The organism is Streptomyces sp. NPDC048277 (genome assembly GCF_040652235.1).
Classification (GTDB): domain Bacteria; phylum Actinomycetota; class Actinomycetes; order Streptomycetales; family Streptomycetaceae; genus Streptomyces.
In genome coordinates, this window is record NZ_JBEZLQ010000027.1 from 79,659 (window position 1) to 104,292 (window position 24,634).

Annotated in this window: 22 protein-coding genes; 5 read left to right on the forward strand and 17 right to left on the reverse strand. The window is 72.3% G+C overall.

Going from position 1 to position 24,634, the window contains the following annotated elements:
* Positions 1–87 precede the first annotated feature (87 nt).
* The 11 genes from AB0D85_RS41120 to AB0D85_RS41170 form a co-directional block, all read right to left on the reverse strand.
* Positions 88–876, reverse strand: coding sequence for an enoyl-CoA hydratase-related protein (locus AB0D85_RS41120; protein ID WP_362332477.1), 789 nt, complete (start codon positions 874–876; stop codon positions 88–90).
* Positions 873–1,643, reverse strand: a complete 771-nt coding sequence (locus tag AB0D85_RS41125; RefSeq protein ID WP_362332480.1) for an SDR family oxidoreductase — start codon at positions 1,641–1,643, stop codon at positions 873–875. Before AB0D85_RS41125 ends, AB0D85_RS41120 begins: the two co-directional genes overlap by 4 nt.
* On the reverse strand, positions 1,640–2,431 hold the full coding sequence (locus AB0D85_RS41130; protein ID WP_362332483.1) for an SDR family oxidoreductase: 792 nt from the start codon (positions 2,429–2,431) through the stop codon (positions 1,640–1,642). The genes AB0D85_RS41125 and AB0D85_RS41130 overlap by 4 nt, the downstream gene beginning before the upstream one ends.
* Positions 2,428–3,642 carry an acyl-CoA dehydrogenase family protein gene (locus tag AB0D85_RS41135; protein WP_362332486.1) on the reverse strand — a complete coding sequence of 405 codons (1,215 nt, stop codon included), beginning with the start codon at positions 3,640–3,642 and terminating at the stop codon, positions 2,428–2,430. Before AB0D85_RS41135 ends, AB0D85_RS41130 begins: the two co-directional genes overlap by 4 nt.
* A 12-nt stretch (positions 3,643–3,654) precedes the next feature.
* Positions 3,655–4,635 carry a phosphotransferase family protein gene (locus AB0D85_RS41140; protein ID WP_362332489.1) on the reverse strand — a complete coding sequence of 327 codons (981 nt, stop codon included), beginning with the start codon at positions 4,633–4,635 and terminating at the stop codon, positions 3,655–3,657.
* Entirely contained in the window at positions 4,632–5,843 is a 1,212-nt protein-coding gene (locus AB0D85_RS41145) for an acyl-CoA dehydrogenase family protein (RefSeq protein WP_362332492.1), read from the reverse strand. Before AB0D85_RS41145 ends, AB0D85_RS41140 begins: the two co-directional genes overlap by 4 nt.
* Positions 5,844–5,905: 62 nt before the next feature.
* Positions 5,906–7,054, reverse strand: coding sequence for a thiolase family protein (locus tag AB0D85_RS41150; protein ID WP_362332495.1), 1,149 nt, complete (start codon positions 7,052–7,054; stop codon positions 5,906–5,908).
* Positions 7,051–7,422: an OB-fold domain-containing protein gene (locus AB0D85_RS41155; protein WP_362332498.1), complete on the reverse strand. Its 372-nt coding sequence runs from the start codon at positions 7,420–7,422 to the stop codon at positions 7,051–7,053. Before AB0D85_RS41155 ends, AB0D85_RS41150 begins: the two co-directional genes overlap by 4 nt.
* Positions 7,407–8,195 (reverse strand): enoyl-CoA hydratase/isomerase family protein, encoded by a 789-nt coding sequence (locus AB0D85_RS41160; protein WP_362332501.1) that lies wholly within the window; start codon positions 8,193–8,195, stop codon positions 7,407–7,409. Before AB0D85_RS41160 ends, AB0D85_RS41155 begins: the two co-directional genes overlap by 16 nt.
* Positions 8,196–8,286: 91 nt before the next feature.
* Positions 8,287–9,420 (reverse strand): acyl-CoA dehydrogenase family protein, encoded by a 1,134-nt coding sequence (locus AB0D85_RS41165; RefSeq protein WP_362332504.1) that lies wholly within the window; start codon positions 9,418–9,420, stop codon positions 8,287–8,289.
* Positions 9,421–9,431: 11 nt separating this feature from the next.
* A complete protein-coding gene (locus AB0D85_RS41170) occupies positions 9,432–10,238 on the reverse strand; it encodes an SDR family NAD(P)-dependent oxidoreductase (protein ID WP_362332507.1) in 807 nt (268 codons plus the stop codon).
* A 69-nt stretch (positions 10,239–10,307) separates the two neighbouring features.
* On the opposite strand from AB0D85_RS41170, the gene AB0D85_RS41175 reads away from it, so the two are divergent.
* The 5 genes from AB0D85_RS41175 (at position 10,308) to AB0D85_RS41195 (ending at position 17,768) form a co-directional block, all read left to right on the forward strand.
* Positions 10,308–11,375 carry an NAD(P)-dependent alcohol dehydrogenase gene (locus AB0D85_RS41175; protein WP_362332510.1) on the forward strand — a complete coding sequence of 356 codons (1,068 nt, stop codon included), beginning with the start codon at positions 10,308–10,310 and terminating at the stop codon, positions 11,373–11,375.
* 153 nt (positions 11,376–11,528) lie between these two features.
* Entirely contained in the window at positions 11,529–12,899 is a 1,371-nt protein-coding gene (locus AB0D85_RS41180; protein WP_362332513.1) for an FAD-dependent oxidoreductase, read from the forward strand.
* Between the two features lie 165 nt (positions 12,900–13,064).
* Positions 13,065–13,934 (forward strand): branched-chain amino acid ABC transporter permease, encoded by an 870-nt coding sequence (locus AB0D85_RS41185; protein ID WP_362332516.1) that lies wholly within the window; start codon positions 13,065–13,067, stop codon positions 13,932–13,934.
* A gap of 12 nt (positions 13,935–13,946) precedes the next feature.
* Positions 13,947–16,526 (forward strand): ATP-binding cassette domain-containing protein, encoded by a 2,580-nt coding sequence (locus tag AB0D85_RS41190; protein ID WP_362332519.1) that lies wholly within the window; start codon positions 13,947–13,949, stop codon positions 16,524–16,526.
* A gap of 93 nt (positions 16,527–16,619) precedes the next feature.
* The gene (locus AB0D85_RS41195) at positions 16,620–17,768 is read left to right on the forward strand and encodes an ABC transporter substrate-binding protein (RefSeq protein WP_362332522.1); all 1,149 of its coding nucleotides are present in this window, start codon (positions 16,620–16,622) and stop codon (positions 17,766–17,768) included.
* A gap of 509 nt (positions 17,769–18,277) precedes the next feature.
* Here AB0D85_RS41195 and AB0D85_RS41200 read toward each other — a convergent pair.
* The 6 genes from AB0D85_RS41200 to AB0D85_RS41225 all read right to left on the reverse strand — a co-directional run bounded on the left by AB0D85_RS41200 (position 18,278) and on the right by AB0D85_RS41225 (position 24,634).
* On the reverse strand, positions 18,278–18,655 hold the full coding sequence (locus AB0D85_RS41200; RefSeq protein ID WP_362332525.1) for a fic family toxin-antitoxin system, toxin component: 378 nt from the start codon (positions 18,653–18,655) through the stop codon (positions 18,278–18,280).
* Positions 18,655–18,786, reverse strand: coding sequence for a hypothetical protein (locus tag AB0D85_RS41205; RefSeq protein WP_362332528.1), 132 nt, complete (start codon positions 18,784–18,786; stop codon positions 18,655–18,657). The genes AB0D85_RS41200 and AB0D85_RS41205 overlap by 1 nt, the downstream gene beginning before the upstream one ends.
* Before the next feature lie 26 nt (positions 18,787–18,812).
* Positions 18,813–19,130: a hypothetical protein gene (locus AB0D85_RS41210; protein ID WP_362332531.1), complete on the reverse strand. Its 318-nt coding sequence runs from the start codon at positions 19,128–19,130 to the stop codon at positions 18,813–18,815.
* Between the two features lie 243 nt (positions 19,131–19,373).
* On the reverse strand, positions 19,374–21,839 hold the full coding sequence (locus tag AB0D85_RS41215; RefSeq protein WP_362332534.1) for a DUF4157 domain-containing protein: 2,466 nt from the start codon (positions 21,837–21,839) through the stop codon (positions 19,374–19,376).
* Between the two features lie 78 nt (positions 21,840–21,917).
* Complete coding sequence (locus AB0D85_RS41220) at positions 21,918–22,607, reverse strand: glycosyltransferase family A protein (protein ID WP_362332538.1); 690 nt, start codon at positions 22,605–22,607, stop codon at positions 21,918–21,920.
* Positions 22,608–22,633: 26 nt separating this feature from the next.
* Positions 22,634–24,634, reverse strand: coding sequence for an ATP-binding protein (locus AB0D85_RS41225; RefSeq protein WP_362332541.1), 2,001 nt, complete (start codon positions 24,632–24,634; stop codon positions 22,634–22,636).

Below are 24,634 nucleotides of genomic sequence, written 5' to 3' on the forward strand. Positions count from 1 at the left end.
GATCGCCGTCCGGTCGTCCGAGAGTAGACCCAAGTTCAGGTTGGCTTCGAATCGACGGGACGCAAGCCTGCGGGCGACCCCGCTCGGTCACCGGTCTTCCGCACGCGCGAAGTCCGGCCTCCGCCGGCCGAGGAACGCGGCCATGCCCTCCCGCCCCTCCACGGACACCGCGGCAGCGGCCAGTCGGCGGGCCTCCGTGTCGAGCTGTTCGTCCAGTCCGGCCGAGAACGCGCCGGCGACCAGGCGCCGGGTCACGCCGTACGTCTCGGTGGCCCCCCGCGCAAGCGTCCTCGCGGCGGCCACGGCCTCCTCCCGGAGCCGCTCCGGTGCGACGACCCTGCTCACGAGCCCGATCTCCAGCGCTTCCCCGGCGGGCACCCGGCGGTTGGTCAGCAGCAGGTCCAGCGCCCGCTTGGGGCCGACGAGCCGGGGCAGCAGCCAGCTCACCCCGGCGTCCGGCGAGTAGCCGATCGCGGTGTACGCGGCCGTGAAGCCGGCGTCCGTGGCGGCGAAACCGAGGTCGGCGGCCATGGCGAGCCCGAGTCCGGCCCCGGCCACGGCCCCCTGTACGGCCACGACCAGCGGGGCGTCGAGCCCGGAGAAGACCCGCAGCGCCCCGTGCAGTGCGTCGGTGACGTCGGTGAGATGCCCGGCCAGCCGTTCCCGGGGCAGGGCACCGAACTCCTTCAGGTCGCCGCCCACGCAGAAGGAGCGCCCCCGCCCGGTGAGCAGCACCGCCCGCACCCGGGCCGCCTCGCACTCCCGCGCCGCCGCCAGCAGCCCCCTGGCCATCGCGAGGTCGATCGCGTTGCCCGAGCCCCGGCACATCTCGACGTGGGCCACCCCGTCGTCGTCGGTCTCGACCGTGACCCTCATCGCGCCGTCCACCCGCCGTCCACGATGAGCACCTGGCCGGTGCAGTACGAGGACGCGTCCGAGGCCAGGTAGAGCAGCGCGCCGTCGAGTTCGCCCGGTGCGCCTCCGCGCCCGAGCATCGTGCCGCGCTCCACCCAGCGCCGGGAGCGTTCGTCGGCGAACAGCTCGTCGGTCATCTCGGAGCGGAACCAGCCGGGGGCGAGGGCGTTCACGCGTATCCCCGACCCTCCCCACTGCCCGGCCAGCTCGCGTGTCAGCCCGAGGAGCCCGGCCTTGGAGGCGGCGTAGGCGGCGCCACCGAGCGGGGCACCGGAGACGAGCCCGAGGACGGACGAGACATTGACGACGGACCTCGTACGGTCATGATCGCGCCCTGCCTCGGCGAGCAGCCGGGCCAGGTGGAACGGTGCCACGAGGTTGACGGCCAGGACGTCCGCGAAGTCACCGGGGCTCTCGTCCTGGGCCCGTACGGCACCGGACGCCCCCGCGTTGTTGACCAGCACGTCGAGCCTGCCGGTGTGCTCGAGGGCGGTCCCGGTCAGCCGGACACGGTCCGCTTCTCTCGCCACATCGCAGACGACGGGGTGGATGCGCGGGTCGCCGTCGGCCAGTTCCTTCAGCCGGTCCGGTCGTCTGGCCGCCGCGAACACGGTGGCCCCGGCTGCCGCGAGCACCGTGGCGAAACGAGCGCCCAGCCCCGACGACGCCCCGGTGACCACAGCCGTCCGGCCCTCCAGCGAGAACAGTCCCACGGCCGCGCCGCTCACCCGTCCACCCCGATCGGCAGGGCGGTCGCCCCACCGTCCAGGACCAGTGTCTGGCCCGTCATCCAGGAGGAGGCCTCGGACGCGAGGAACACGGCCGCGTTCGCCACGTCCTCGACCGTTCCCAGCCTGCGCAGGGGCAGCTTCGCGGTCAGGATCGGCTCCCTCGGCTCCCAGACGGCCCGCGCCAGTTCGGTCTTGATCAGGCCGGGTGCGATCGCGTTCACCCGGGCGTGGGGCCCGAGTTCGTAGGCGAGTTGCCGGGTCAGATGGAGGATCGCCGCCTTGGTGGCGTTGTACCAGCCGATGTGCGGATCGACGACCAGCCCGCCGACGGAGGCGATGTTGACGACGGCTCCCCCGTGCTCCCGCATCCATGCCCGCCAGGCGTACCGGGTCCAGACGACCGTGCCGTACTGGTTGACCTCGACGGTCTTCTGGGCGCGCGACGGATCGAGGTCGAGGAGGGGGCCCATGTACGGGTTGGTGGCCGCGTTGTTGACGAGCACGTCGAGTCGGCCGAAGCGGTCCATGGTCTCCTGGGCACACCGCTCGGCGTCCTCCGGCCGGCCCGCGTGGGCGACCACCTCGTGCACCTCGCCGTCGCCCTTGACCCGCAACAACTCCTCGCGGGCGGCGGCCAGTCCGTCCGGTTTGCGGGCGGCGATCACCACGTGGGCGCCCGCCTCCCGGTACGCCTTCGCGATGCCGAGACCGATCCCCCGCGAGCCGCCGGTGATCACGGCCACCCGCCCGTCCAGTGCGTGTGCGTCACGTGCCTGTGCGTTCATGCCGACTCCTCCGGATACCTGGCCAGTTCGCGCCGTGCGACGGTGCGCAGATGCACCTCGTCCGGCCCGTCCGCGATCCGCAGCGCGCGGGTGATGGCGTACAGGCGCGCCAGCACGGTGTCGTCGCTGACCCCGGCCGCCCCGTGCGCCTGGACCGCACGGTCGACCACCCGGTGGGCCACCTCCAGCGCGGCCACCTTGATCGCGGCGACTTCGGTACGGGCGGCCGCGTTGCCCGAGGTGTCCATCAGCCAGGCCGACTTCAGGACCAGCAGGCGCAGTTGCTCGATCTCGATGCGGCTGCGGGCGATCCACTCGCGTACGACGCCCTGTTCGGCGAGTGGCCCTCCGAAGGCGCTCCGGGTCAGGGCCCGGCGGCACATCAGCTCCAGGGCGCGTTCGGCGAATCCGACCGCGCGCATGGCGTAGTGCATACGGCCGGGGCCCAGCCGCCCTTGTGCCAGGGCGAATCCCTCGCCCTCGCCGCCGAGCAGCGCGGACGCGGGCACGCGTACGTCCTCGAAGAGCACGTCGCCGTGTCCGCAGCGGTCGGTGTAGCCGAACATCGGCAGATCACGCAGGACCGTGATGCCGGGGGTGTCGCGCGGGATCAGCAGCATGCTCTGCTGCCGGTAGGTGGGGGCGTCCGGGTCGGAGACCCCCATCAGGATGATCAGCCGGCAGTCCGGGTCGAGGATCCCGGAGGTGTACCACTTGTGCCCGTTGACGACGTACTCGTCGCCCTCCCGGGTGATGCGGGTGCGGATGTTGCGCGCGTCGGAGCTCGCCACCTCGGGTTCGGTCATGGCGAAGCAGGAGCGGATCTCGGCGGCCAGGAGTGGTCGCAGCCAGCGGTCCTGCTGTTCCGGTGTGCCGAAGAGGGCGAGGAGTTCCATGTTGCCGGTGTCCGGTGCCGAGCAGTTGAAGACCTCGGGCCCGATGATGGAGCGTCCCGCCAGCTCGGCGAGTGGCGCGTACTCGAGGTTGGTGAGGCCCGCGCCCCGGTCACCGTGGGCGAGGAAGAGGTTCCACAGCCCCTCGGCGCGCGCCTTCTCCTTCAGCTCCCGCATGATCGGGGGGAGTTCGTGCGGGTCTTCGGCTTCGGCGAGCTGGCGGTCGTGGACGGGCTCGGCGGGCAGGACGTACTCCGCCATGAACGCGGCCATGCGCGAACGGAGTTCCTCGGCCCTCGGCGAGAGTCCGAAATCCATGGTGCGTCTCCTTCAGGACCGTCGGGACCGTTGGGCGAGGATGTCGCCGGCCGTGCGGATCATGGCCGCGATGGTCGGGGGCAGCCGCTCCTGGTCGGGGTCGTGGTGCTTGCCCTCGCGGTGCCTGCGCAGGTTGTGCCCCATGATCGCGGCCATCTTGGTGCGGGCCAGGGCACGGAACCAGTCGAGGGCGGGCGGTTCGGGACGGCCGTCGAGGTAGGCGGTGAGCAGCTCTGCCTCGGTGGGCAGGCCGGGGACGACACGGCCGAGGCGGGGGAAGTTGCGGTGGTCGGCGAAGAGGAGGAACCACGCGAGGTCGATGCGCGGATCGCCGTACCCCCAGATCTCCCAGTCGACGACGGCCGCCGGCCGCTCGCCCCGGCACAGGACGTTGCCGAGACGGAAGTCGCCGTGGGTGAGAGTGGGGGCCGTGCTGTCGGGGATGCCCGCGGCCAGTGTGCGCAGGACTTCCTCGGAGCCGGGGCGGAGTCCGTCCGGAACGGCTCGCATGGTGCGGCTCCACCGCTCCAGCTCCCCTGCCGCGTCGAGAGGTTCGGCCGCCTCGGGACCCGGCGTCCCGTGCAGGTCCCTGAGCACGTCGGCCAGGGCGAGCATGCGGGTCCGGCACAGTCCGGGATCCACACGGTGCTCGTCGAGGACCGGCTCGACCGCCTCGCCTTCCACGAACTCCATGGCGAACCAGGCCGGTTCGGTCTCGTCCACGGCCATGACGGCCGGGACGGGAACCGGCGACCAGGCGAGTGCGCGCAGGATCCGGGCCTGCCGCAGCACGTCGTTGCGGCCCACGGCGCGCTGTCCCGGTGGCACCGCCTTCACCACGTACGACACCTCGCCCGCCGTGACGGAGTAGGTGAGGCCCGAGTGGCCGCCGGGCAGGGTGTGCAGGTCGCCCGGCAGGTCGTGCGGGTGCCGGACCGCGAGCCGTTCACGGACCCGCCGTCCGAGTTCGGCCGTCTCGGTCGTCGTACTCAACTTCCTGTCCCCTTCGGCTCTTTGGGCAGCCCTAGCACGCGCTCGGCCAGGATGTTGCGCTGGATCTCGTCGCTGCCGCCGGCGATGCGGTAGCCAGGGGCGCCGAGCAGGTGCTCGGTCCAGGCGAAGGTGCCCCACTCCCCCGTGTCGGCCGCCAGCTGTGGTCCGAGGAGCTGCTGGGCGAGGTCGGTGGTGGCGCGCATGGTCGCGGTGGCGTGCAGCTTGCCGACCGATGCCTCGGCGCCCGGTTCCCGGCCGGCCGCCAGAGCCGCCGTCACCCGCAGTCCGGTGAGCCTCTGGACCAGCGTGCGGACGTAGAGGTCGGCCGCCTGCAGCTGTTCTCCGGCGGTGAGCGGGCGGGGCAGACGCCGGGCGAGGTCCAGGGCGCGCTCGGCGTTGTCCAGGCCGAGGCCGCCGGAGTCGAGGCGCTCGGCGGCGAGCACGGTGAGGGTGACCCGCCAGCCCTCGCCGACCGGGCCGAGCCGGTCGGTGTCGGGTACGAAGACGTCGTCCAGGTAGACCTCGTTGAAGCTGGAGCCGCCGGTCATCTGCCGGATGGGCCGTACGGTCACGCCCGGCGCGTCCATCCTGACCAGGAGGACCGTGATGCCCGCGTGTTTGGGGGCGTCGGGGTCGGTGCGGCACACGGTGACGCCCCAGGTGGCGACCCGGGCACCGGACGTCCAGATCTTGTGTCCGCGCACCACCCAGCCGTCGCCCTCCCGTACGGCCCGGGTACGGACGCCGGCCAGGTCGGAACCGGCCTCGGTCTCCGAGAAGAGCTGGCAGGCGAGTTCGTCGGTGCGGAGCATGGGGCGCAGCCAGCGCCGCTGCTGTTCGTCCGTGCCCCAGATACGGATGGCCGGCGCGACGAGTTGACGGGTGACCGGGAAGACCTCGGTGCGCCGCGGCACGTCGAAGGCCGCTTCCTCGGCCCGGTACAACTGTTCGTAGAACGAGGGGAGTTCACGGCCTCCGTAGTCCGGTGGCCAGTCGAGTGCACCCCAGCCCTGGTCGTACCGGGTGCGCTCCCACCGCCGTATCAGCTCGGTCTGCGCGCGCTCTTCCGCTTCGGTCCAGTTCTCGAAGACCGCCACCGAGTCGTCGCCGCGGCCCCAGCCCTGGTGCACGGCGCGCTCCTTCGCCACGCCGGTCAGCCAGTTCCGGGCCTCGGCACGGAACTCCGCCGGCTCGGGAATGCCGCTCATGGTCGTCCGACCTCCCTTCTTCTCCTCGATGTCTCGATGCGTCTCGATGCGTCTCGATGCGCTCAGCGGGTCAGCACGGTGCAGGCGCTGACGCCCGGCGCCCCGTACACATGGGTGAAGCCGGCCGCCGGATCACCCGGCACCTGGCGTTCGCCGGCCCGGCCCCGCAACTGCTGTACGACCTCGTGGACCTGGCGCAGCCCCGAGGCGCCGACAGGTTCTCCGTTGGCGATGCAGCCGCCGTCGGTGTTGACCGGCAGCGAGCCGCCGATGCCGGTCGCCCCGAAGGGGATGAGCGACTCCTGTTCGCCGTGTGCGCAGAAGCCGCACTCGGCCAGGTGCATCACCTCGGCGCCGCTCTCGGTGTCCTGGAGCTGGCACACGTCGATGTCTCCCGGGCCCAGCCCGGCTTCCTCGAAGGCGTGTCGCGCGGCGTCCGCGCTCACGCTGGCCGGGGTCCCGGGCGGCGCCCAGGGGCTGAACACCTCGAAGGAGCCGAACCGGCGGGTCCGTACGACGGCCGCCCGCAGCGTGACCGGGGTACCGCCGAGTTCACTGGCCACGGCACGGCTGCACAGGACCAGGGCGACCGCGCCCTGGCCGGGCGAGCAGAACATGTACCGGGTCAGCGGGTCGTTGACCATGCCGGACGCGAGGATCTCGTCGGCGTCGAGCGGCTTGCGCCGCCAGGCAAGCGGGTTGAGCGCGCCGTTCGCGTACGCCTTCTCGGCGACCAGGGCGAGGGTGCGGCGGCTGATGCCGTGGTCGTGCATGTACCGCTGGATCTTCATCGCGAAGAACTGTGTGGTGACCATCAGCCCGTCGCGGCCGTAGGCCTCGTCGAGCCCCCAGTCGGCGGGCCGTGGGGCGAAGGCGCCGCGCGGGTGTTTGTCGAAGCCGACGGCGAGCGCCGTGTCCGCCGCCCCCGACCGGATCGCGTGGACGGCCGCCACCAGTGCGCTGGCGCCGGTGGCGCAGCCGTTGCGGACGTTGGTGAACGGCACGCCGGTCAGGCCCAGTTCGGCGACCAGGGTGTCGGCGTTGCCGGCCGCGTCGCTGCCGCCGTAGGCGGCCTGCACCCGCGACCACGGCAGTCCGGCGTCCTGGAGCGCAGCGCGTACGGCCTGCACGGCCAGTTCCCGGCCGCTCGCCTCCGTCCGGGCGAAGGAGGTGATCCCGGTACCGCAGACGAGCACGTCCTCGCCGCTCACAGGACGGCTCCCGTGGCCCTCGGCACGCCGTCCCCGGCGGTGACGGTGACCGGCATGCCGATCTCCGCGTCTTCGGGCCGGATGTCCAGGGCGGCCAGCACCCTGACGCCTTCCGGGAGTTCGACGTATCCGACGGTGAACGGCGTGAACCCGGCGGCGGGCGGGACGTACGGCGGCGACTTGGGCGCGTACCACTGCACGGTCCAGGTCCACAGCGTGCCCGTCGCGGAGAGCGCGACCGGCTCGGCCGGTCCCCCGCAGCGGGGGCACCCGGGGCGGGCCGGGTAGGCGGCCACCGCGCAGTCGGCGCAGCGGGAGCCGCGCAGTCGGCTCCCGGTCTCCGCCGCGGCGCTCAGCGGCCCTTCCACTGCGGTTCCCGCTTCTCCAGGAAGGCCGCCACGCCCTCCGCCGCGTCCTCGGAGTTGAGCATCACGCCGACGGCGAGGTGTTCCATGACCATCAGGGACTGGATGTCCGCGTCGAGACTCCGGTCGATGGTCATCTTGGTGATCCACATGGTGAAGGGGCTCTTGTCGACGAGTTGGTCGGCGAACTCCTCGACGGTGGCGTCGAGCTTGTCGGCGGGCGCCGAGGAATTGATGAGCCCGAACCCGGCGGCCTCGACCCCGGTGAGCAGCTTGCCGGTGAGCATGAGCTCCTTGGTCTTGCGGACGCCGATCATGCGGGGTACCCGGTAGATCGGCCCCGCTCCGCCGAACAGGGCGCGGCGGATGTGGAAGTCGCCGATCAGGGCGTCGTCCGCGGCGATCGCGAAGTCGCAGGAGATCATCAGCTCGAAGCCGCCGGCGGTGACATGCCCTTCGAGGACGGCGATCGACGGGGTCTTCATCGAGTACAGCCGGTCGCAGACCTTGGCCGACAGCACGGCGACGTCGATCGCGTTGGACCTGCCGACGAAGTCGGCCTTGAGGCTGTCCAGGTCGAACCCGGAGCAGAAGGTGTTGCCGCGCCCGCGCAGCACCAGCACGCGCAGTTCGGGGTCCGCGTCGACCTCGGTGATGATCTCGTCGAGGCGGTTGAGGATCGGCACGGTCACGCAGTTCTTCTTGTGCGGGCGGTTCAGCCAGACCCGCGCCACCTGCCCGTCCCGCTCGAACTGGATCTCGTCTTCGACTGCCATGAGTTCCTCCAAACTGAACTGAATTGAGTTCGATTCTGGGCGCGGTAGATGCCCCTGTCAATGGTCCGGGGGGGCGGCGGCCGACGAGTGGTCAGTCGCCCCGGCCGGCGAGGCCGAGCAGCCCGGCCAGGCGCAGGCCGTGGTCGTCACCTGTACCGAACAGCGCCTCGTCAGCTCTGGCGCGGCGCACGTAGAGGTGGGCCGGATGCTCCCAGGTGAAGCCGATTCCACCGTGGAGCTGGACGTATTCGGCGGTGGCCAGGCGATAGGCACGGGAGCAGGCGACCGCCGCGGCGGTCGCGGCCACGGGCAGGTCCGGCCGCCGCGCGGCCAGGCAGGCACTCGCGTACGACGACACGGAGCGGGCACCCTCGACCGCGACGAGGAGGTCGGCCAGCCGGTGCTTGATCGCCTGGAAGGATCCGACGACCCGACCGAACTGAGTTCGGTGGGACACGAAGTCCAGGGTCGCGGCCAGCGCGTGGGCGCTGCCTCCCACATGCTCGGCGGCCAGTGCCACCCGTCCGGCGTCCAGCACCGCGGCGGCGATCACCGGAACCTGCCCCGGCTCGCCGACCGGATCGGCGGCGGCTCCCGTGAAGCGGATCTGCGCCTGGCGCCGGGTGGGGTCGAGGACACGGCGCGCCGTACGACGGCAGGTCGCGGCGTCGGGTACGCAGGCGAACAGCCGTTCCCCGTCCGGGGCGCGAGCGGTGGTCAGCAGCAGATCGGCGCCCTCGCCGTCGGGTACGAAGTCCGCCTCGCCGCGCAGCACCCAGCCGTCGGGGCCACGCTCGGCCGTGACCTGGGCCGGGTGCAGCAGTCCGGCCACGGTGGCCGTGCCGGCTCCTGAGGCGATGCCCGGCAGCCACCGTTCGCAGGAGCGCTGGTCCCCGCAGGCCAGCAGGGCCTCCCCGGCCAGCACGACCGTCGGCAGCAGCGGCGCGGGGCACAGCACGCGCCCCGTCTCCTCCAGGGCGACGGCGAGTTCGGCGTAGGTGTAGCCGGCGCCGCCGTACTCCTCGGGAACGGCGAGGCCGTGCACGCCGATCTCGCCGGCGAGCCTGTCCCACAACGCCCGGTCGAATCCGCGCGGGCTCGCGGCCTGTTCGCGCACCTGACCGGGCCCGCAGGATTCGGTGAACACATCCCTCAGCACCGCTCGCAGTTGGCGCCGCTCCTCGCTCTCCAGCAGCAGCGCGGGATCGACATCGAGCCGGATCATCCGAACCTCCCTCACACCGTGAACCGTCCGCCGTTGGCCAGCAGGACCGCGCCCACGAGATTCGCCGCGTCCTCGCTCGCCAGGAACAGGGCGATGTCGGCGATCTCCTCCGGCGTGGCATAGGGCCGGACCCGCGGGCCGGCGAAGCCTCGCCGCAGCGCCGCGGGCGTGCGCGCCGCCATGCCCGTCTCCGTCGGCCCCGGCGCCACCGTGTTGACGCGGACCCCGAAGGCGATCGCCTCCTTGGCAACGGCCTGGCTCAGCGCGTGCGCGCCGGCCTTCGACGCCGCGTAGTGCGGGTAGCCGGCCAAGGTGTCGAAGGCCGAGGAGGAGCCGACGGTGACGACCGCTCCGGCTCCGTGGGGCACCATGACGCGCAGTGCGGCGCGCAGCACGTGGAAGGTGCCGTCGAGGTTGACCCGCAGCACGCGCCGCCACGCGTCGTCGCCGAGTCTCGTGGTCACCTCGGTCGGCCGGTCCTCGAGCAGCGCCTCGGCGATCCACTCCTTGGTGGCGGGGTCGTCCACACCGGCCGCGTGCACCACGACGTCCAGGCGCCCGTGCGCCGAGGCCGCTTCCGCGAACGCCCGGCCGACCTGTGCGGGGTCCGCGACATCCACGGTCAGCCCGTGGGCGCCGGGCAGTTCCTCGGCCACGGCCGCGACGGCGGTGCCGTCGAGGTCGGCGGCGAAGACCTCCGCGCCCTGGTCCGCGAGTCGCCGGGCGACCGCGGCTCCGATACCGGAACCCGCACCGGTGACCAGTGCGATGCGTCCGCCGAACCGGCCCGCCCTCCTGTCAGCGCGTTCGTCACCCATAGCGGTCACCTCTCCGTCCGTCCTCTTCCACTCTATTGAACTGACTTCATTTTTGTTACCGTCTCGGCCATGTCAACAGCCAGAACAAGAGCGGTCCGGCTGACGCGCTGGGGCGGGCGGCCCGTCCTCACCGAACTGCCGCAGCCGACGCCCACGGGCGAGCAAGTGCTGGTGCGGGTCGAGGCCGCCGGGCTGTGCCGGTCGGACCTCCACGTCGCCGACGCGGCTCCGGGCGGCCTCCCCTACCGCATTCCGTTCACCCTCGGCCACGAGATCGCCGGCCGGGTGCTGGAGCGGGGCCCGCGGGCCGTGGGTCCGGCCGTCGGCGAGCGCGTCGCCGTGTACGGGCCGTGGGGCTGCGGGCGGTGCGCCAACTGCGCTGCGGGCGCGGAGAACTACTGCGACCGCCGACCGGACCTCGACCGGGAGCTGGCCGGCACCGGGGCGGGGCTGGGCCGCGACGGCGGCATGGCCGACACGGTGCTCGTGCCGTCCGGGCGGCTACTGGTCCCGGTCGGCGACCTGGACGCGGCCCAGGCGGCGCCGCTGACGGACGCCGGGCTCACCGCGTACCACGCCGTCACCGCCGCGGGGCGCCCCCTGGCCGACGGCGCGAGCGTGGTGGTTCTCGGCGTCGGCGGGCTGGGCCACCTGGCGGTGCAGATCCTGCGGGCCACGACCACCGCGCAGGTGCTGGCCGTGGACGTACGGGAGGAGGCGCTGGCCCTGGCCGACGCCTGCGGCGCGCACTTCGCGACGCTGCTGCGCACCGACACCGTCCGGGTCCTGCGGGCCCGGACGGGCGGGACCGGAGCGGTGGCCGTACTCGACTTCGCGGGCAGCCGCTCCAGCCTGGAGCTCGCCGTCGCCGTACTGCGGGCCGGCGGGGAACTGGTCGTCGTCGGCAGCGGGGGCGGCGAACTGACGGTCCGCAAACCCGGCGCGCTCCCTCCCGGGACGCGGATCTCGCTGCCCTTCTGGGGAACCCTGCCCGAGCTCGAACGGGTACTCGCGCTGGCCCGCGAGGGCGCCCTGCGCGTGGAGGTCGAGCGGTACGCCCTGTCGAGCGCCCCGGAAGCGTTCGAGCGGCTGCGCGCGGGCACGGTGCGAGGGCGCGCCGTCGTCGTTCCCGACTGAGCGGACCGCCAACTGCTGGGCGAGTTCCCGGGCTGGGCACCGACCCGGCCGAAACCGCACCGCCGCAGTGCGTCCGCACCGACCACTCGACTACAGAAGTGAGTTCAATTAGCGTCATGTCTCACTCGATGACACAGAGGCGGAGGACTGCCCATGGGCGCGGACACGGTGGATCTGCTGGTGATCGGGGGCGGCATGGCGGGGCTTTCTGCCGCGGCCCGGGTGGCGGCGGGGGGCGGCTCGGTGGTGCTGGTGGAGAAGGCGGAACGCGTGGGTGGTTCCGCGCGCTTCGCCGGCTTCATCTGGACCGCCCCGACGGTCGGGGAGTTGCGCCGGGTCAATCCGGACGGCGATCCGGAGCTGGCGGCCGCTCTGGTCGACAGCTTCGCCGACGGGGTGGCCTGGGTCCGGTCGCTCGGGGTGGAGTGCAGGCCGCCGGTGCCCGTGCTCGGCTTCGGCCGCGGGCACCAGGTCGACACCAACCACTACCTCGACACCTGCGAACGGCTCGTCCGGGACCGGGGCCAGGAGGTACTGACCGGCACCTGGACCCGCACCCTCCTGACGGAGAACGGCCGGGTGACGGGGGCCGAGTGCCTCATGCCGGACGGCTCGGCACGCCGCATCGAGGCCACCTGGACCCTGCTCGCGACCGGCGGCTTCCAGGGCGATCCCGAGCTGCGCACCCGGCACCTTCATCCACAGGCCGCGGACGTCGCCCTGCGGGCCAACCCGCACAGCCGCGGCGACGGGCTGGCGCTCGGCCGTGCCGCGGGAGCGGAGTTCGGCGCGAAGGACGCCGGCTTCTACGGCCACCTGATGCCGGCCGGCGTCTCCCTTTCCGACCCCGCTCGCTTCGTCGACCTCGCGCTCTACTACAGCGAGCACGCCCTCCTCTTCGACACCACGGGTGAGCGCTTCGTCGACGAGACGGCCGGCGACCATCTCACCGCCATGGCCCTGCTGGACCGGCCGCGGGCCCGCGGTCTGCTGGTGGCCGACGCGCGCGTGCACCGGGAGTGGATCAGCGCCTCGTACGTCAAGGGCATCCCGGGCGTCGACAAGTTCCAGCTGTGCCATCGCGCCGGGGCCCGCTGCGCGGTGGCGGAGGATCTGGAGGACTTCGTGTCGATGCCCGAGGAGTGGGGCTATCCCGGCGCCGTGATCCGCGACCGCATCGAGGAGTTCAACGCCTGCGCGGCATCGGGCGGCACCCCGGCACCCGGGCGCCTGCTGGACTCCCGGCCGCTGGACGAACCGCCCTTCTATGTCATCGAGGCCGCCCCGGCGGTCACGTTCACCTTCGGCGGCCTGCTGATCGACTCGGCGGCCCGCGTCCTGTCCGGGTCCGGGGACGCGGGCGCCGACGGGTGCCGGCCGGTCCCCGGGCTGCTCGCGGCCGGAGCGGACGCGGGCGGGCTGTACCGGCGCGCCTACGCGGGCGGCCTCGCCCCCGCCCTGGTCTTCGGGCTGGCGGCGGCCCGTACCGCGCTCGCCGCGAGACCTCCGGCCGACGACCGCTGAGACCACCCCGCGGCGGCACGCACAAATCCCGTGCACGAGTATTGCCTGCCCGGCACCGCACTGCCTAGCTTACTGAAGTGAGTTCACTTTGATTTAGCGCTGGCCACGGTGCCCGTACGTCCCGTACGCGTGGCGCGAAACGCGCTCTTCCCCGAGGGAGGGACTGTGAGTCAGTTCCTGCTTGTCCTGGTCAGCGGTGTGGCGAGTGGAGCCGTGTACGGCCTCATGGGCCTCGGGCTGGTCATCATCTACCGGGCCACGGACGTCGTGAACTTCGCGATGGCGTCGCTCGCGACCCTGGGCCTGTACGTGGCGGTCTCGCTCCACGACCGCGGCGTGGCGACGGTGCTGGGTCTCCTCGCCGCCGTCGCGGTCACCGTCGCGGCGGGCCTGCTGGTGCGCGAGACCGTGATCCGGCCACTGGGTCAGGGACAGCTGTTCTCCGCGCTCGTCGTGACCATGGGAGTCTCGCTGATCGCCGAGAACCTGGCCGGATCGGTCTGGGGCGAACAGCCCCGGGACTTCCCCAGCCTGGTGGACGGCACCGTGCGCTGGTCGGGCGCGGCACTGCCGGTGCAGAGCCTGGTGACGATCGGTGTCGCCGCGGTCGCGATGGCTCTGGTGGGCTATCTGTTCGCCCGCACCACGCTCGGCTCGGCCATGCGTGCCGTGGCCGAGTCGGCCGAGACCGCCCGGGTCGTCGGCCTCGGCGCCCAGCGCCTCGCCAGGATCTCCTGGGCCCTCGGCCTCGGGCTCGCCGCGCTGGCAGCCTGCCTGTACGCGCCGCGGTCGGGCCTTGCCACCACGGCGCTCACCGCACCGCTGTTCCGGGCCTTCGCCGGGATCTTCCTGGGCGGTCTGACCAGCATGTACGGCGCCGTCGTCGGCGGGCTGGCCATCGGTGTCCTGGACAACCTGGCGGCGAACTACGTCTCCGCCAGTTTCCGCGACACGTTCGTGTTCTCGTTCACCGTGCTGGTGCTGCTGATCCGCCCCCAGGGCTTGTTCGGCACCCGCACCTTCCAGCGCGTCTGAGGGGTCGCATCCATGGTCTTCAACCGTTCGGTCCTGGCGAGGGCCGCCCTGGGACCGGCCGCCGCGGCGGTGCTCATGGTGTTCATGGCAGCCGGCGCGATCCCGGCGTACCAGATGTACTCGGTGGCACTCGCGGCCGTGTACACGATCGTCGTCCTGTCGGTCGGCCTGCTCGCCGGCTGGTCCGGCATCTGGTCGGTTGGTCACCCCGCGTTCTTCGCCGTCGGCGCCTACTTCGCCGCGTACGGCAGCGCGCACGGCTGGGCGCTGGAGGCGGTGGTCCTGGGGGCGGTCGCCGTCGGTGCCGCCCTGGGCGCCTTTCTCGGATACGCGGGCGCCCGGTTCTCGGTGCTCTACATCGCCCTGCTGACCCTCGCCTTCACCACGGTGACCCTGGAACTGGTCAACAGGTGGAGCAGCGTGACGGGAGGCGACCAGGGCGTACCGGTGCTCCAGTTGCGCAGCGCCCTGGGCCTCGGCACGTTTCCGGGCGGTGGCACGGAGGCCCAGTACCTCGCGGTGGGCGCGGCGGCCGTGGTCCTCGCCCTGGCCGTACCCGCCCGCGCCTCGGCCCTGCGGATGCGCCTGGTGGCCGCCAAGTCCCATCCGATGGCCGCCCGTACGGTCGGTATCGCGCCGGAGGCCCAGTCGTCGCTGTCGTTCGCAGCGAGCGGCGCGTGCACGAGCTTCGCGGGCGTGCTGCTGGGTCTGATCACCGGGTTCGTCAGCCCGGACCCGTTCTCGCTCGCCTTCGGCATCTCACTGATCGCGGCGTGCGTCCTCGGCGGGGTCGGCTCGGCCCTCGGCGCCGTGGCCGGCGGCATCTACCTGACCTGGAGCCCCTCGCTCTCGTCCACCGTGGGGATGCCCCAGCCGGTGGTGCAGGGCCTCGTCCTCATCGCGATCCTCCTCTTCCTGCCCGCGGGAGTCGTACCGTCCCTCGCCACGCCCGCGCGAGGCATCCTGCGGCGCGTACGGCGACGACCGGAAACCGGGCGACCGCCGTCCCCCGAGCCTTCCGCGCGACGGCCGGAGACCGGGCCGGCGCCGTCCTCCGAGTCCTCCGCGCCACTCCCGCCCACCGGTCGCCCGTCGGGGACGGGCGGCGAAGCTCCCACCCTCCTCCACCTGGAACACGTGTCCGTCGCGTACGGCGGACTCAAGGCCCTCGAGGACGCCTCCCTGTCCGTGCGGCAGGACGAGATCCTGGCCGTCATCGGGCCCAACGGGGCAGGAAAGACCACCCTGTTGAATGTCCTGTCCGGGCTGACCGGCGACGGACGCTCGAGCGGTACGGTCGACTTCGCGGGACGGCCGCTGCTCAGGGCCCGGGCGACCGCGCGCCGCCGGCTGGGAATCGGCCGTACCTTCCAGCACGCGGAGGTGTTCTCCGAACTCACCGTCGCCGAGAACGTGTTGTGCACCCGCCGCCGCGTCAGGGCCCGCGACCGGGACGCCGTGGCGCAGTTGCTGCACTCCGTGGGCCTCTCGGACGTGGCCGACCGTCGCCCCACGGAGCTGCCCTTCGGCCTGCAGAAGCGCCTCGACCTTGCGCGGGCCATGGCCGAGAGGCCGCGGCTGCTGATCCTGGACGAGCCCTTCGGCGGCCTCGACACCGGTGAACGGGCGCTGCTGGCCCACCACATCCGCCGTCTCAACGCCGACGGCACCGCCGTGGTCGTCATCGACCACGTCCTCGACGACCTCTTCTCCGTCGCCCACCGCGTGCTCGCCTTCGACTTCGGCCGCACCATCGGCGACGGCACCCCGGAGACCGTGCTCCAGGACCCGAAGGTGCGGTCGTCCTACCTGGGCACGGTCGGCAACCGGGCCCAACTGCCGGACACCGTAGGCGAACAGAGCCTGATCCGCCTGCGCGGGACAGGTCATTCCTACGGCGGTGTGGCCGCCCTGCGGGACATCGACCTCGACGTCCGCGAAGGAAGTGTGCTCGGCATCGCGGGGGCCAACGGCGCAGGCAAGAGCACCCTCGCCGGCATCCTGCACGGCTCGCTCCGACCCGCCCACGGTGCCCGGGAGTCGGGCGGCGCCGTCCGCACCAGTCTGGCTCCCGAAGGCCGCGGCCTGTTCAAGACGCTGTCGCTGCGCGAGAACCTCGAGGTCGCGGCGTACGCGGCCGGCATCACCGGCCCGGCGCTGCGCGAACGGCTGGAGGAGACCGTCCAGTGGCTGCCGGCACGGCTGCGTGACCGGATGTCCGCCCCGGCCGCCGGGTTGTCGGGCGGCGAACAGCAGATGCTCGCCATCGCCCGCGCGCTGATCGTCCGGCCGGACGTCCTGATCGTCGACGAACCGGCCCTCGGGCTGGCGCCCGCCCTGGTGGACGAGGTCTACGACCGGCTGGTCGGGCTGACCCACGACGGCCTGACGGTGGTGCTGCTGGAGCAGTCCCTCAGCCGGGCCATGGCTGTCTGCCACGAGGTCGCCGTCCTGCACGAAGGCATCGTCGCCGCTCAAGGACGGCCGGGCGACCCGGAGTTCGCGACCCTGGCGGAATCGGCGTACTTCAGCGGCGGCCCGGTGGCCGCCACGACCGCGACGGCCACCGCCCCGACATCGCAAGTGAAGTGAATCCCGTTGTGAACATTGTGAACGAGGTGGACCGTGTTCCGGACAATCAGCAGATCCCGCCGCGTGGCGGCAACGACGGCCGTTCTCGCCGCGATGACACTGACCGCAAGCGCGTGCGCCGGTCAGGACTCGGCGTCGGCGGGTAGCAACTCCTCCGAGATCCACATCGGCGCGTGGCTGCCCCTCACGGGCTCCACCGCCACGTACGGCGTGGCCGAGAAGGCGGGCGCGGACGCGTACTTCAAGATGATCAATGCCCGAGGGGGCATCAACGGCCGCAAGGTCGAGTGGACCGTCAAGGACAACGCGGCCGATCCACAGCAGACCGTGCAGATCGCACGTCAACTCGTCGGCCAGGACAAGATCGTGGCCATCGTCAACGCGAACGGCACCTCTCAGGCGGAGGCCGCCTTCCCGTTCGTCCTCAACCAGTCCAAGGTGCCGATCCTCAACGAGGTGGGCGGCGCCGAGAACTGGTACAAGCCGCCGCGCGCCGGCCTGTTCGGCACCCAGACCCTCTACGAGGACCAGGCCGCGGCGGTCGCCGCGTGGGCGGTACAGGACCGCGCGAAGAGGATCCTCGTCGTACACAGCGACCCGGCCGCGTTCGTGAACGTGGCCCAGCAGGTGGAACCGGTCGCGAAGAAGCTGGACCCCTCGGTCGAGGTCGACCGGCTGCCGGTCAAGTACCAGACCACCGACTACACCCCGGTGATCAGCAAGGTGAAGTCGGCGAAGCCGCAGGCGGTCATCCTGATCCTCACCTCACCCGAAGCAGCCGCCTTCCTCAAGGAGGCCAAGCTGCAGGGCCTCTCCCTGCCCACCTACGCCTACGCCCCGGTGGCCGCGGAGTCGACGATCGCCCTGGCCAAGGACGCCGCCGAGGGTCTCAAGGCCGTCCAGCTGGTCAAGGCGCCCTCGGACGACGACCCCGCGGTGAAGGAGTTCCGGACCGCGATGGCCACGTACGAACCCGGCCAGACCGCGGGATTCCTCGCCCTGTGGGGCTGGAGCAACGCCAAGGTCTTCGCCGAGATCGCAAAGACGGTCAAGGGCCCCGTCACGGCCCAGTCCCTCACCGCCGCGTACCAGAAGGCCACCAAGGTGGACCCGGGCGTGTCGCCGGTCATGAACTTCAGCGCCGCCAACCACCTGGGCACACGCAGCGTGCAGAAGGTAGAGGTGAAGAACGGCGTCTGGACCTCGGTCGGCGACTTCTTCACACCCCCGACACGCGACTGAACGCCTGATCCCGGCCGGGTCCACGCGATCGACCCCGACAGGTCCTGCTCCCCGCGGGTGCGGGGAGCAGGACCTTGACGCCGCTGGGGCTTCCACCAGCGGTGGCCAGCGTGGTTGATCCCTGTTCGAAGACGACCGGCACGAGGTGGCCGAGCGCGGAGTGCCTGCGCCGATGGTTGCAGAAGCCGAGCCACCGAAACACCACGTGCTGTGCGGCTCGTTGGGTCGGCCGACCACGCCGGCCGGGCAGGATTTTCGCGCTCCAGCGAGGCGAAGAACGACTCGGCCTGAAGCCCCGCTTGCGCCGGGCTTCGATCTCCGCGTCCCTTCGATCTCCGCGTCCTTCTCCGTCGCCCCTTTGATCCACTGCCGCAGCGTCTCGTGATTCCCAGCCACCGCGGCGGCGACGCACGAGCGGGCCGACCCTACGAACGAGCCAACGCCACCGCGTCAGCTCGGAACTCCGCCGAGTTCCTGTAAGCCCCCACCTTTCGTGGCCGACGGGGTATTCAGGTGGCCCTGGGCCAGTCGCGCAGCAGGGCGGCGATCCTCGCAGCGGTGCAGGCGGGATCCCGCAGCAGATCGCGCAGAGCGATGGCATCCTCTCTGGCGGGCTTGACCGGGATCCCGGAGGCCTCGAGATACATCACGCCCGTCGCGGCGGCCACGGCCATGTTGGAGCGCTCCAGCCATCGGCAGCGGCCGAGGATGTGCACCAGGGCGGCGGCGCGGGCGTAGGGGCCGTTGTAGACGCGCTGGTCCAGCAGCTCGGCCCGGTGAGCGGCGACCGCGGCCACCGGCACTCCGTAGTCCTCGGGGGCGGGATCACCTGCCCCCGCGATCTCCGCGACCCGCAGGATCCAGGGAACGTCGATGTGCAGGTCCATTACGCGGCGTGTGCTCCGGGGGTGTGGCAGTCGGCGTCTTCGGCTTCGTCGAAGACGTCCTGGTGCTCGGCGAGGAACCGCTCTGCGGCGTCCAGACCCCGCTGTCGCAGTCCTTCGGTGTCTTCGTGCACGAGGACGGCGATGTAGTCGCCGAGGCTCAGGCCCCGGTCTCTGGCGCGGGCTTCCGCCAGTTCCTTGATCTCACTGTCGACGCGCGCACCCAGCTGTGTCTTCGCCATACCCTGATGGTAACAGCTGTTACCAGGCTGTAGGGCTGAAGAACCCCCGCGTCGGTGCCTTCGCCGTTGTCCTCGACGATGACGTCGTCGAGGAAGTGGTCCTCGAACTCGTCGTGGGTGAGTTCGACGGCCGGCCGCAGCCGTTCGATGTCCTCCCGGCGGCCGTGGCGGCCGTCGATCCGCAGCGGCGCGGCGTCGCGTGTGCCGCGGTCGCGTTCGTCGTCGCCGGTCCTCACGGTGCCGTGCCTGGTAGCCGCGGTGCGTGGGGACCTGGGAGCGCAGGAGGTCGTTCGCGGCGGCGCCCAGGGAGTTGCCGCGGCCGGTGGGCCCGGCCATCAGCCGTCGCCTTCGAGGACGGTCTCGGCGGAGTTGATGAACTTGCGCCTCACTTCACCGCAGCCGGCGCCGATCCGGTCCGTGATCGCCGGCAGATGTGTCGGAGCATCGGGGATCGGCCCAGGCCCGCATGGGCCCCGCGGTCACTCGGCTGCGGCAGGCGTGAGATCGCCCATGCCGGGGGTGCGGATGTCGTGGCGTGGGACGATGTCTGATCTGGCCGTCGCGGCCCAGACCTCGATCTCGTACGGGGCCGACTCGCCCGGACGGAACTTCGGACGCACGCTGAACCTGACGCTCTCCCCCGACTTGAGCGCGCGGATGACCTCGTTCTCGAACTCCAACTTGAATGTCGAGTTGTTGATCCACTGGTGCATCCAGGCGAGGTTGCCGAGGTCGCGTCCGGAGCCGCCCAGCACGTTGGCGAGGAGATGCCCTTTGCGGGCGCCGACGTCGGCGGCACCGTCGAACTGCCGGCCGCCGGGGCTGACGTCGTGCGCCGAGTCCGTGCCTGTGCCGAGGTCGGTCGGGATGAGCTCACCCACGACGCCGGTCGGCAGGCCGTTCTCCAGGTCGCCTATGAGGACCCGGTCCGCGATCGGCACGGTTCCCGGCGCCGTCGGGGCCGGCCGACGGCCGGGGGTCCTTCTCGGGACGTCCTCCACGTGCATGCCGCGGTCGGCCAGCGCTCGCGGCTCGACGTCGGCACCACGGCCCGTCACGACCCGCGCCGCCTCCTCGCGGCCCTTCAGTCTCTTCGGAGCGCTGGGCTTGGCGGAGGCGGGCGCCTTCGCGGGCGTACTCGGAGACGTCCGTGCGGGCGTCTTCGCGGCCGACGAGGACGCGCCGGCCGCGCGGGACCCGGATTTCGCCGCCGACTTGGGCTTGATGTTGCGCGCCTTGCGCCACGCGGCCTTCAGGAGTTCGTCCATCTCCTTCGCGCCGAACGAGCCCAGACCCCCGGCGGGCTGCTCGGCCCACTCGTCCATGGCCCTGGTCACGCGTCGGCGCAGGGTCTCCGGCGGCACGGGCAGGCTCTCGATGGCACGGTCCAGTTCGCCGATCAACTGCTTGTTCGCGGCCTGTGCTTCGAGCCGGGCGAAGTTCTTGTCGGCCTTGATGGCCCGCCAGCGGGCGCGGATACCCGCGGTGATGTCGACTCCGCTCAGGACGGCGGCCTGGGCGAGGCGTGCCACGCCGTAGACGGCCACGACGCTGTTGGCGACGTCCACCGCCCGTACGAACCCCGCGCCGAAGGTCCGCGTCGCCCACTCGCGATGTTCGTGGAAGACGGTGGCGACGGCGCTGATGCCCTGCGCCACGAGATCGACCCAGCGAAGCGCCTGCTCCAACCCGTTCTCCGCGGCCGCGGCGCCGCCGAACAGCCCGAAGGTCGCCGCCGTGAAGGACACGCTGCGGATCGTGGCCAAGGTGCTCGTCTCGGTCTTGTTCGACAGCATCAGCAGGGCGACGGCCGGGAAGAACTCGACTTCGCCGCCCAGGTCGTAGTCGCGTACGCCGACGATCTGGTCGGGGCGCAGTTCCTCGCCGTCGCGCAGGAACACGTCCCCGGGCAGCGTCCTGACCTCCTCGGCGAACTTCTCCTCGTGCTGCACCCGGCTCATGAGCCTGACCCTGATGTTGCCGTTGGGCAGCAGTTCCGCTTCGACGGGAGAGTCGACGAGGCGGGTGACGCCCATCTGCAGCACGGGGAAGATCTGCGCGCGCTCGGCGCCTTCGATGAAGGTCTCCAGCGGAATCTGCCGCACCTTGGACTGCAGGATGAGCCGGGCGGCCTGTTCGTCCTCGGCGCCCAGGCTGCCCGTGATGATGTGCTCGTACATGCTGTCCAGCAGGCTCCGGCCGGCCGCGGTGGCGGACAGGTCGTCCAGATCCTTGTCCTTGCCGCCCAGCACCATCGCCCGGGCGACGTCGTCGTCGAGGTCGAAGTCGCGCAGCCTCTCCAGCACCTGGGCCACGAAGGGGTAGTGGTCCTCGCCCTGCCACATCACCCAGAACAGGCGCTTCGACAGCTCCTTGACCATCAGGCCCTGGTTCAGGAAGTACCGGCTCACGTAGCCCGCCACGAACTCGTCCGGTGTGGGAATGGCGGCGTGCGCGGCGTCGTCGGGGGCACGCTGGATGCCCAGGGCCGGGTCCTGGCGCTGCTGGAGCACATGGGCCAGCTCATGCGCCAGCAATCGCCGGCCCGCCGTCGTCTCGGGTGCGTACTGTCCGGCGCCGAACACCACGTCCTCGCCCAGGGTGTAGGCCCGCGCCTGCTCGGCGCGCGCGGAGGAGGCGGCCTCGGCGTCGCTGTGGAGGCGTACCCGGCTGAAGTCGGCGCCGAACCGCGGCTCGAAGAAATCGCGCCAGGACGCCCCGGGGGTGTCGGCGGGCCCGTCCGCCAGGACCCGGTCGGCCTCCTGGTCGGCCTGCCGTTCGAGCTCGGCGGATGAGTCCACGTCCTCGGGCTCGCGCAGGAACCGCATCGTCCGGTCGGCCGGCCGGCTGCCCGTCGTTTGCGGCAGGAGGTGGTGCGGCCCCACGGGGCCGGGCTCCACCACCGGCTTGTGGGACGCGTCCGGCCGCCGTTCGAAGCTCCGCATGCCTGTTTCCTCCCAACGGTCTCCACGGGTCGCCCCTGACCGTGCCACTCGCCCCATGACCTCAGCGTCACGTCCGCGTCACCGCGGCCCCTGTCGGCCGCACCCTTGCGGGGTGCCGGTCAGGTAGAAGCCGAGGTCCGGGCCGAGCAGCGCCCGGACCTCGGCCATGGGCGCGGGTGAGCAGTACACGTTGCGGCTCGTCTTCGGGACGGTGTTACGGGGGTGGACCAGGGCGACCAGCGGGTCGCCGGGAGTGGTCAGGATGTGCGAGCGGTCGGCCAGGCGCCGCACGAACACCGAGTCCTCGGCGGCGGACCGGTCGGGGAAGGGTGAGCGGAGCCAGAGGTCGCGGCGGTAGCAGAGGCTCTGTCCCGCGAGCCAGCGTGGCAGCCCGGACGGCCACGTGAAGCGCCAGGCCCGCTCGGCGGCGGGGTCGTAGTAGAGCACGCTCGTCGTGCCGCACAGGTCGGCCCGCGCCGCCTCCAGTTGGCCCACCTGGCGGGTCAGCCGGTCGGGGGCCTGCCAGTCGTCGTCGTCCCAGTGCGCGATGACGCTGCCCGAGGCGAGCTCGCACGCCAGGTTGCGGGCCGCGCCCACGGTGATGCCCGGGGTGACCCGGTGGTATCGGACGGTCGGCAGCGTCGACAGCAGGTCGTCGACGGGGTCCGTTCCGTTGTCGACGATCACCAGTTCCTTGCGGGGGTGGTCCTGGCGGAGGAAGTAGGCGATGGCCCGGGGGACGAACCGGCGCCTGTCGCGGGTCGGCATGATGCAGCTCACGAGTGGCGGCGCTATCACGCGCCGGCCCGGGTGCGGTCCGGCAGCGGGCAGGTGGCGCCGGTGCGCCGGTACTCGCGCCGTACCGCCTCGGTGAGGTCCTCGTCGCCGACGGGCGTGCCGTTGCCGAGGGACCGGAGGATCGCGTGCAGGGCGGCGTTGCGGATCTGGCCGCCGGTCAGGTCGCACCGGCGGGCCGTGTCGGCCAGCACCGCCGGACCGACCCGGTGGTCGACGGGCAGGTGGGCCGACCACAGCTTGTGGCGCAGCCCGGCGTCGGGCGGTACGAAGTCGACGGTGACGTCCATGCGGCGCAGGAACGCCGGGTCGATGCGGTTGCCGGCGTTCGTGGTGACCACGACGACGCCCTCGAAGGTCTCCAGCCGTTGCAGCAGGAAGTTGGTCTCCAGGTTCGCGTACCGGTCGTTGGCGCTGCCGACGTCCGTGCGGCGGGCCATCAGCGCGTCGCCCTCGTCCAGGAGCAGCAGGACGTCCAGTTCCTCGGCCCGGCCGAGCAGTCGGTCGAGGTTGCGTTCGGTCTCGCCGATGTACTTGTTGACGACCGCCGCGAGGTCCACCCGGAAGACGTCCAGTCCGAGCGTGGCGGCAAGGTGGCGCGCCGCCAGGGTCTTGCCGGTGCCGCTGGGCCCGCTGAACAGGGCGCGTACGCCCCGGTTGAGGCCGCCGCGGGCGAGCGTCGTGAGGCGTTCGCGGTGGCGGCAGCGCAGGACGAGGGTGTGCAGTTCGGCCTCCGCCGCCCCGCTCAGGACCGGCGGGTCGGTGGTCGGCAACGGGTCCAGGGGACGGGACAGCAGTTCCAGGCTCTGCCGGTTGAGGGTGCGGGTCGCGGCGGCGACGTCCGCGGGGGTGAGCGCGGTCCGGCCGGCGGCGCGTGCCGCGGCGAGCGCGACGGGAGCGGCGCGGTGGATGTCGCCGGGCGTGAGCAGGAAGCGGTCCACGATGGCGTCCTGGGCCGCCGCGTCACCGACCGCTGCGAGGCTCTGCCACAGGCCGCGGCGGTCCGCCGCGCCGCAGGCGCCGAGGGCCACGGTCAGCGCCGGTTCGAGGACGTCGCCGGTCACTCCGCCGGTACGGCCGAGTACGACGCCGACGGGCTGCTCGACGCCGGGCAGCGGGGGCAGGGTGACGGTCTCACCGGGCGCGGGCGCGCAGCGGACGACCGGGAGCACGTTGCCGATGGAGGCGAGGGCGCCGAACAACCGCCAGGCGTCGTCGCCGGGTTGTCCGTCGTAGACGAGCAGGTCGCGGTCGAGCGTGGCGGCCAGCGAGCCGAGCAGCGTGGTCCGCCCGGACCCCGCCATCCCGCGGACGACCACCGCGGCCAGGGAGCCGTCCCGCATCAGCGCGGGCAGCCTCGGGACGACGGCCGCGGCCTCGGGGGCGAGCACCACCGCGTCCAGCGCGGGGAATCCGGTCCGCGGCCGGTGGGTCAGCCCCGCCGGGAGCGAGCCGGGCCGGATCCGGCCGGTGCGCAGCAGGTCCCACACCGGCACCGGAACGCGCACGACCCACTCCGAGCGCGGGTCGCCGGGGTTGTCCACGTGCAGCAGGCCGCGGGCGGCCACGTCCTGTACGCGGTCGGTGAGTTCGGCCGCAGTCCGGGAGTCGTCGGCGAGCAGCCAGCCGAGCAGGCCGACACAGGGCCGGCGCGACGGCAGGGGATCCTGGAGGTGGGCGAAGAGCGCGCCGAAGCGGACGTCCTCCTCGATCAGCCCGGCCGCCGTGAGGAGGAGCGCGTCGGCGGGGTCGAGCGCCAACCGGTGTGTACCGAAGGGGATTTGTGCAGGCTTGTGGTCGGCCGGAACCGTGCGGTGCCCGCGGTAGTCGTCGAGCCAGGGCGGGTTCGCCGCGGGGTCCGACGCGGTGTGCGGGGATTCGGCGAGCCGCCGCAGTATCCGGTCGAGCAGGTCGCGGCTCAGGGGGACGGCATCGTCGGCGTTCGTTGGTGGACGTTCCACCGGATCGGCGGTCGGACGGGCCGGGTGGGTCGTGAGCAT

What these genes read in the sequence shown, in the direction of transcription:
- AB0D85_RS41195 (WP_362332522.1), top strand. Translation starts at nt 16,620, where the DNA reads ATGACACTGACCGCAAGCGCGTGCGCCGGTCAGGACTCGGCGTCGGCG.
- AB0D85_RS41200 (WP_362332525.1), bottom strand. Translation starts at nt 18,655, where the DNA reads ATGGACCTGCACATCGACGTTCCCTGGATCCTGCGGGTCGCGGAGATC.
- AB0D85_RS41120 (WP_362332477.1), bottom strand. Translation starts at nt 876, where the DNA reads ATGAGGGTCACGGTCGAGACCGACGACGACGGGGTGGCCCACGTCGAG.
- AB0D85_RS41160 (WP_362332501.1), bottom strand. Translation starts at nt 8,195, where the DNA reads ATGGCAGTCGAAGACGAGATCCAGTTCGAGCGGGACGGGCAGGTGGCG.
- AB0D85_RS41190 (WP_362332519.1), top strand. Translation starts at nt 13,947, where the DNA reads ATGGTCTTCAACCGTTCGGTCCTGGCGAGGGCCGCCCTGGGACCGGCC.
- AB0D85_RS41135 (WP_362332486.1), bottom strand. Translation starts at nt 3,642, where the DNA reads ATGGATTTCGGACTCTCGCCGAGGGCCGAGGAACTCCGTTCGCGCATG.
- AB0D85_RS41215 (WP_362332534.1), bottom strand. Translation starts at nt 21,839, where the DNA reads ATGCGGAGCTTCGAACGGCGGCCGGACGCGTCCCACAAGCCGGTGGTG.
- AB0D85_RS41130 (WP_362332483.1), bottom strand. Translation starts at nt 2,431, where the DNA reads ATGAACGCACAGGCACGTGACGCACACGCACTGGACGGGCGGGTGGCC.
- AB0D85_RS41170 (WP_362332507.1), bottom strand. Translation starts at nt 10,238, where the DNA reads ATGGGTGACGAACGCGCTGACAGGAGGGCGGGCCGGTTCGGCGGACGC.
- AB0D85_RS41220 (WP_362332538.1), bottom strand. Translation starts at nt 22,607, where the DNA reads ATGCCGACCCGCGACAGGCGCCGGTTCGTCCCCCGGGCCATCGCCTAC.
- AB0D85_RS41225 (WP_362332541.1), bottom strand. Translation starts at nt 24,634, where the DNA reads ATGCTCACGACCCACCCGGCCCGTCCGACCGCCGATCCGGTGGAACGT.
- AB0D85_RS41165 (WP_362332504.1), bottom strand. Translation starts at nt 9,420, where the DNA reads ATGATCCGGCTCGATGTCGATCCCGCGCTGCTGCTGGAGAGCGAGGAG.
- AB0D85_RS41175 (WP_362332510.1), top strand. Translation starts at nt 10,308, where the DNA reads ATGTCAACAGCCAGAACAAGAGCGGTCCGGCTGACGCGCTGGGGCGGG.
- AB0D85_RS41180 (WP_362332513.1), top strand. Translation starts at nt 11,529, where the DNA reads ATGGGCGCGGACACGGTGGATCTGCTGGTGATCGGGGGCGGCATGGCG.
- AB0D85_RS41145 (WP_362332492.1), bottom strand. Translation starts at nt 5,843, where the DNA reads ATGAGCGGCATTCCCGAGCCGGCGGAGTTCCGTGCCGAGGCCCGGAAC.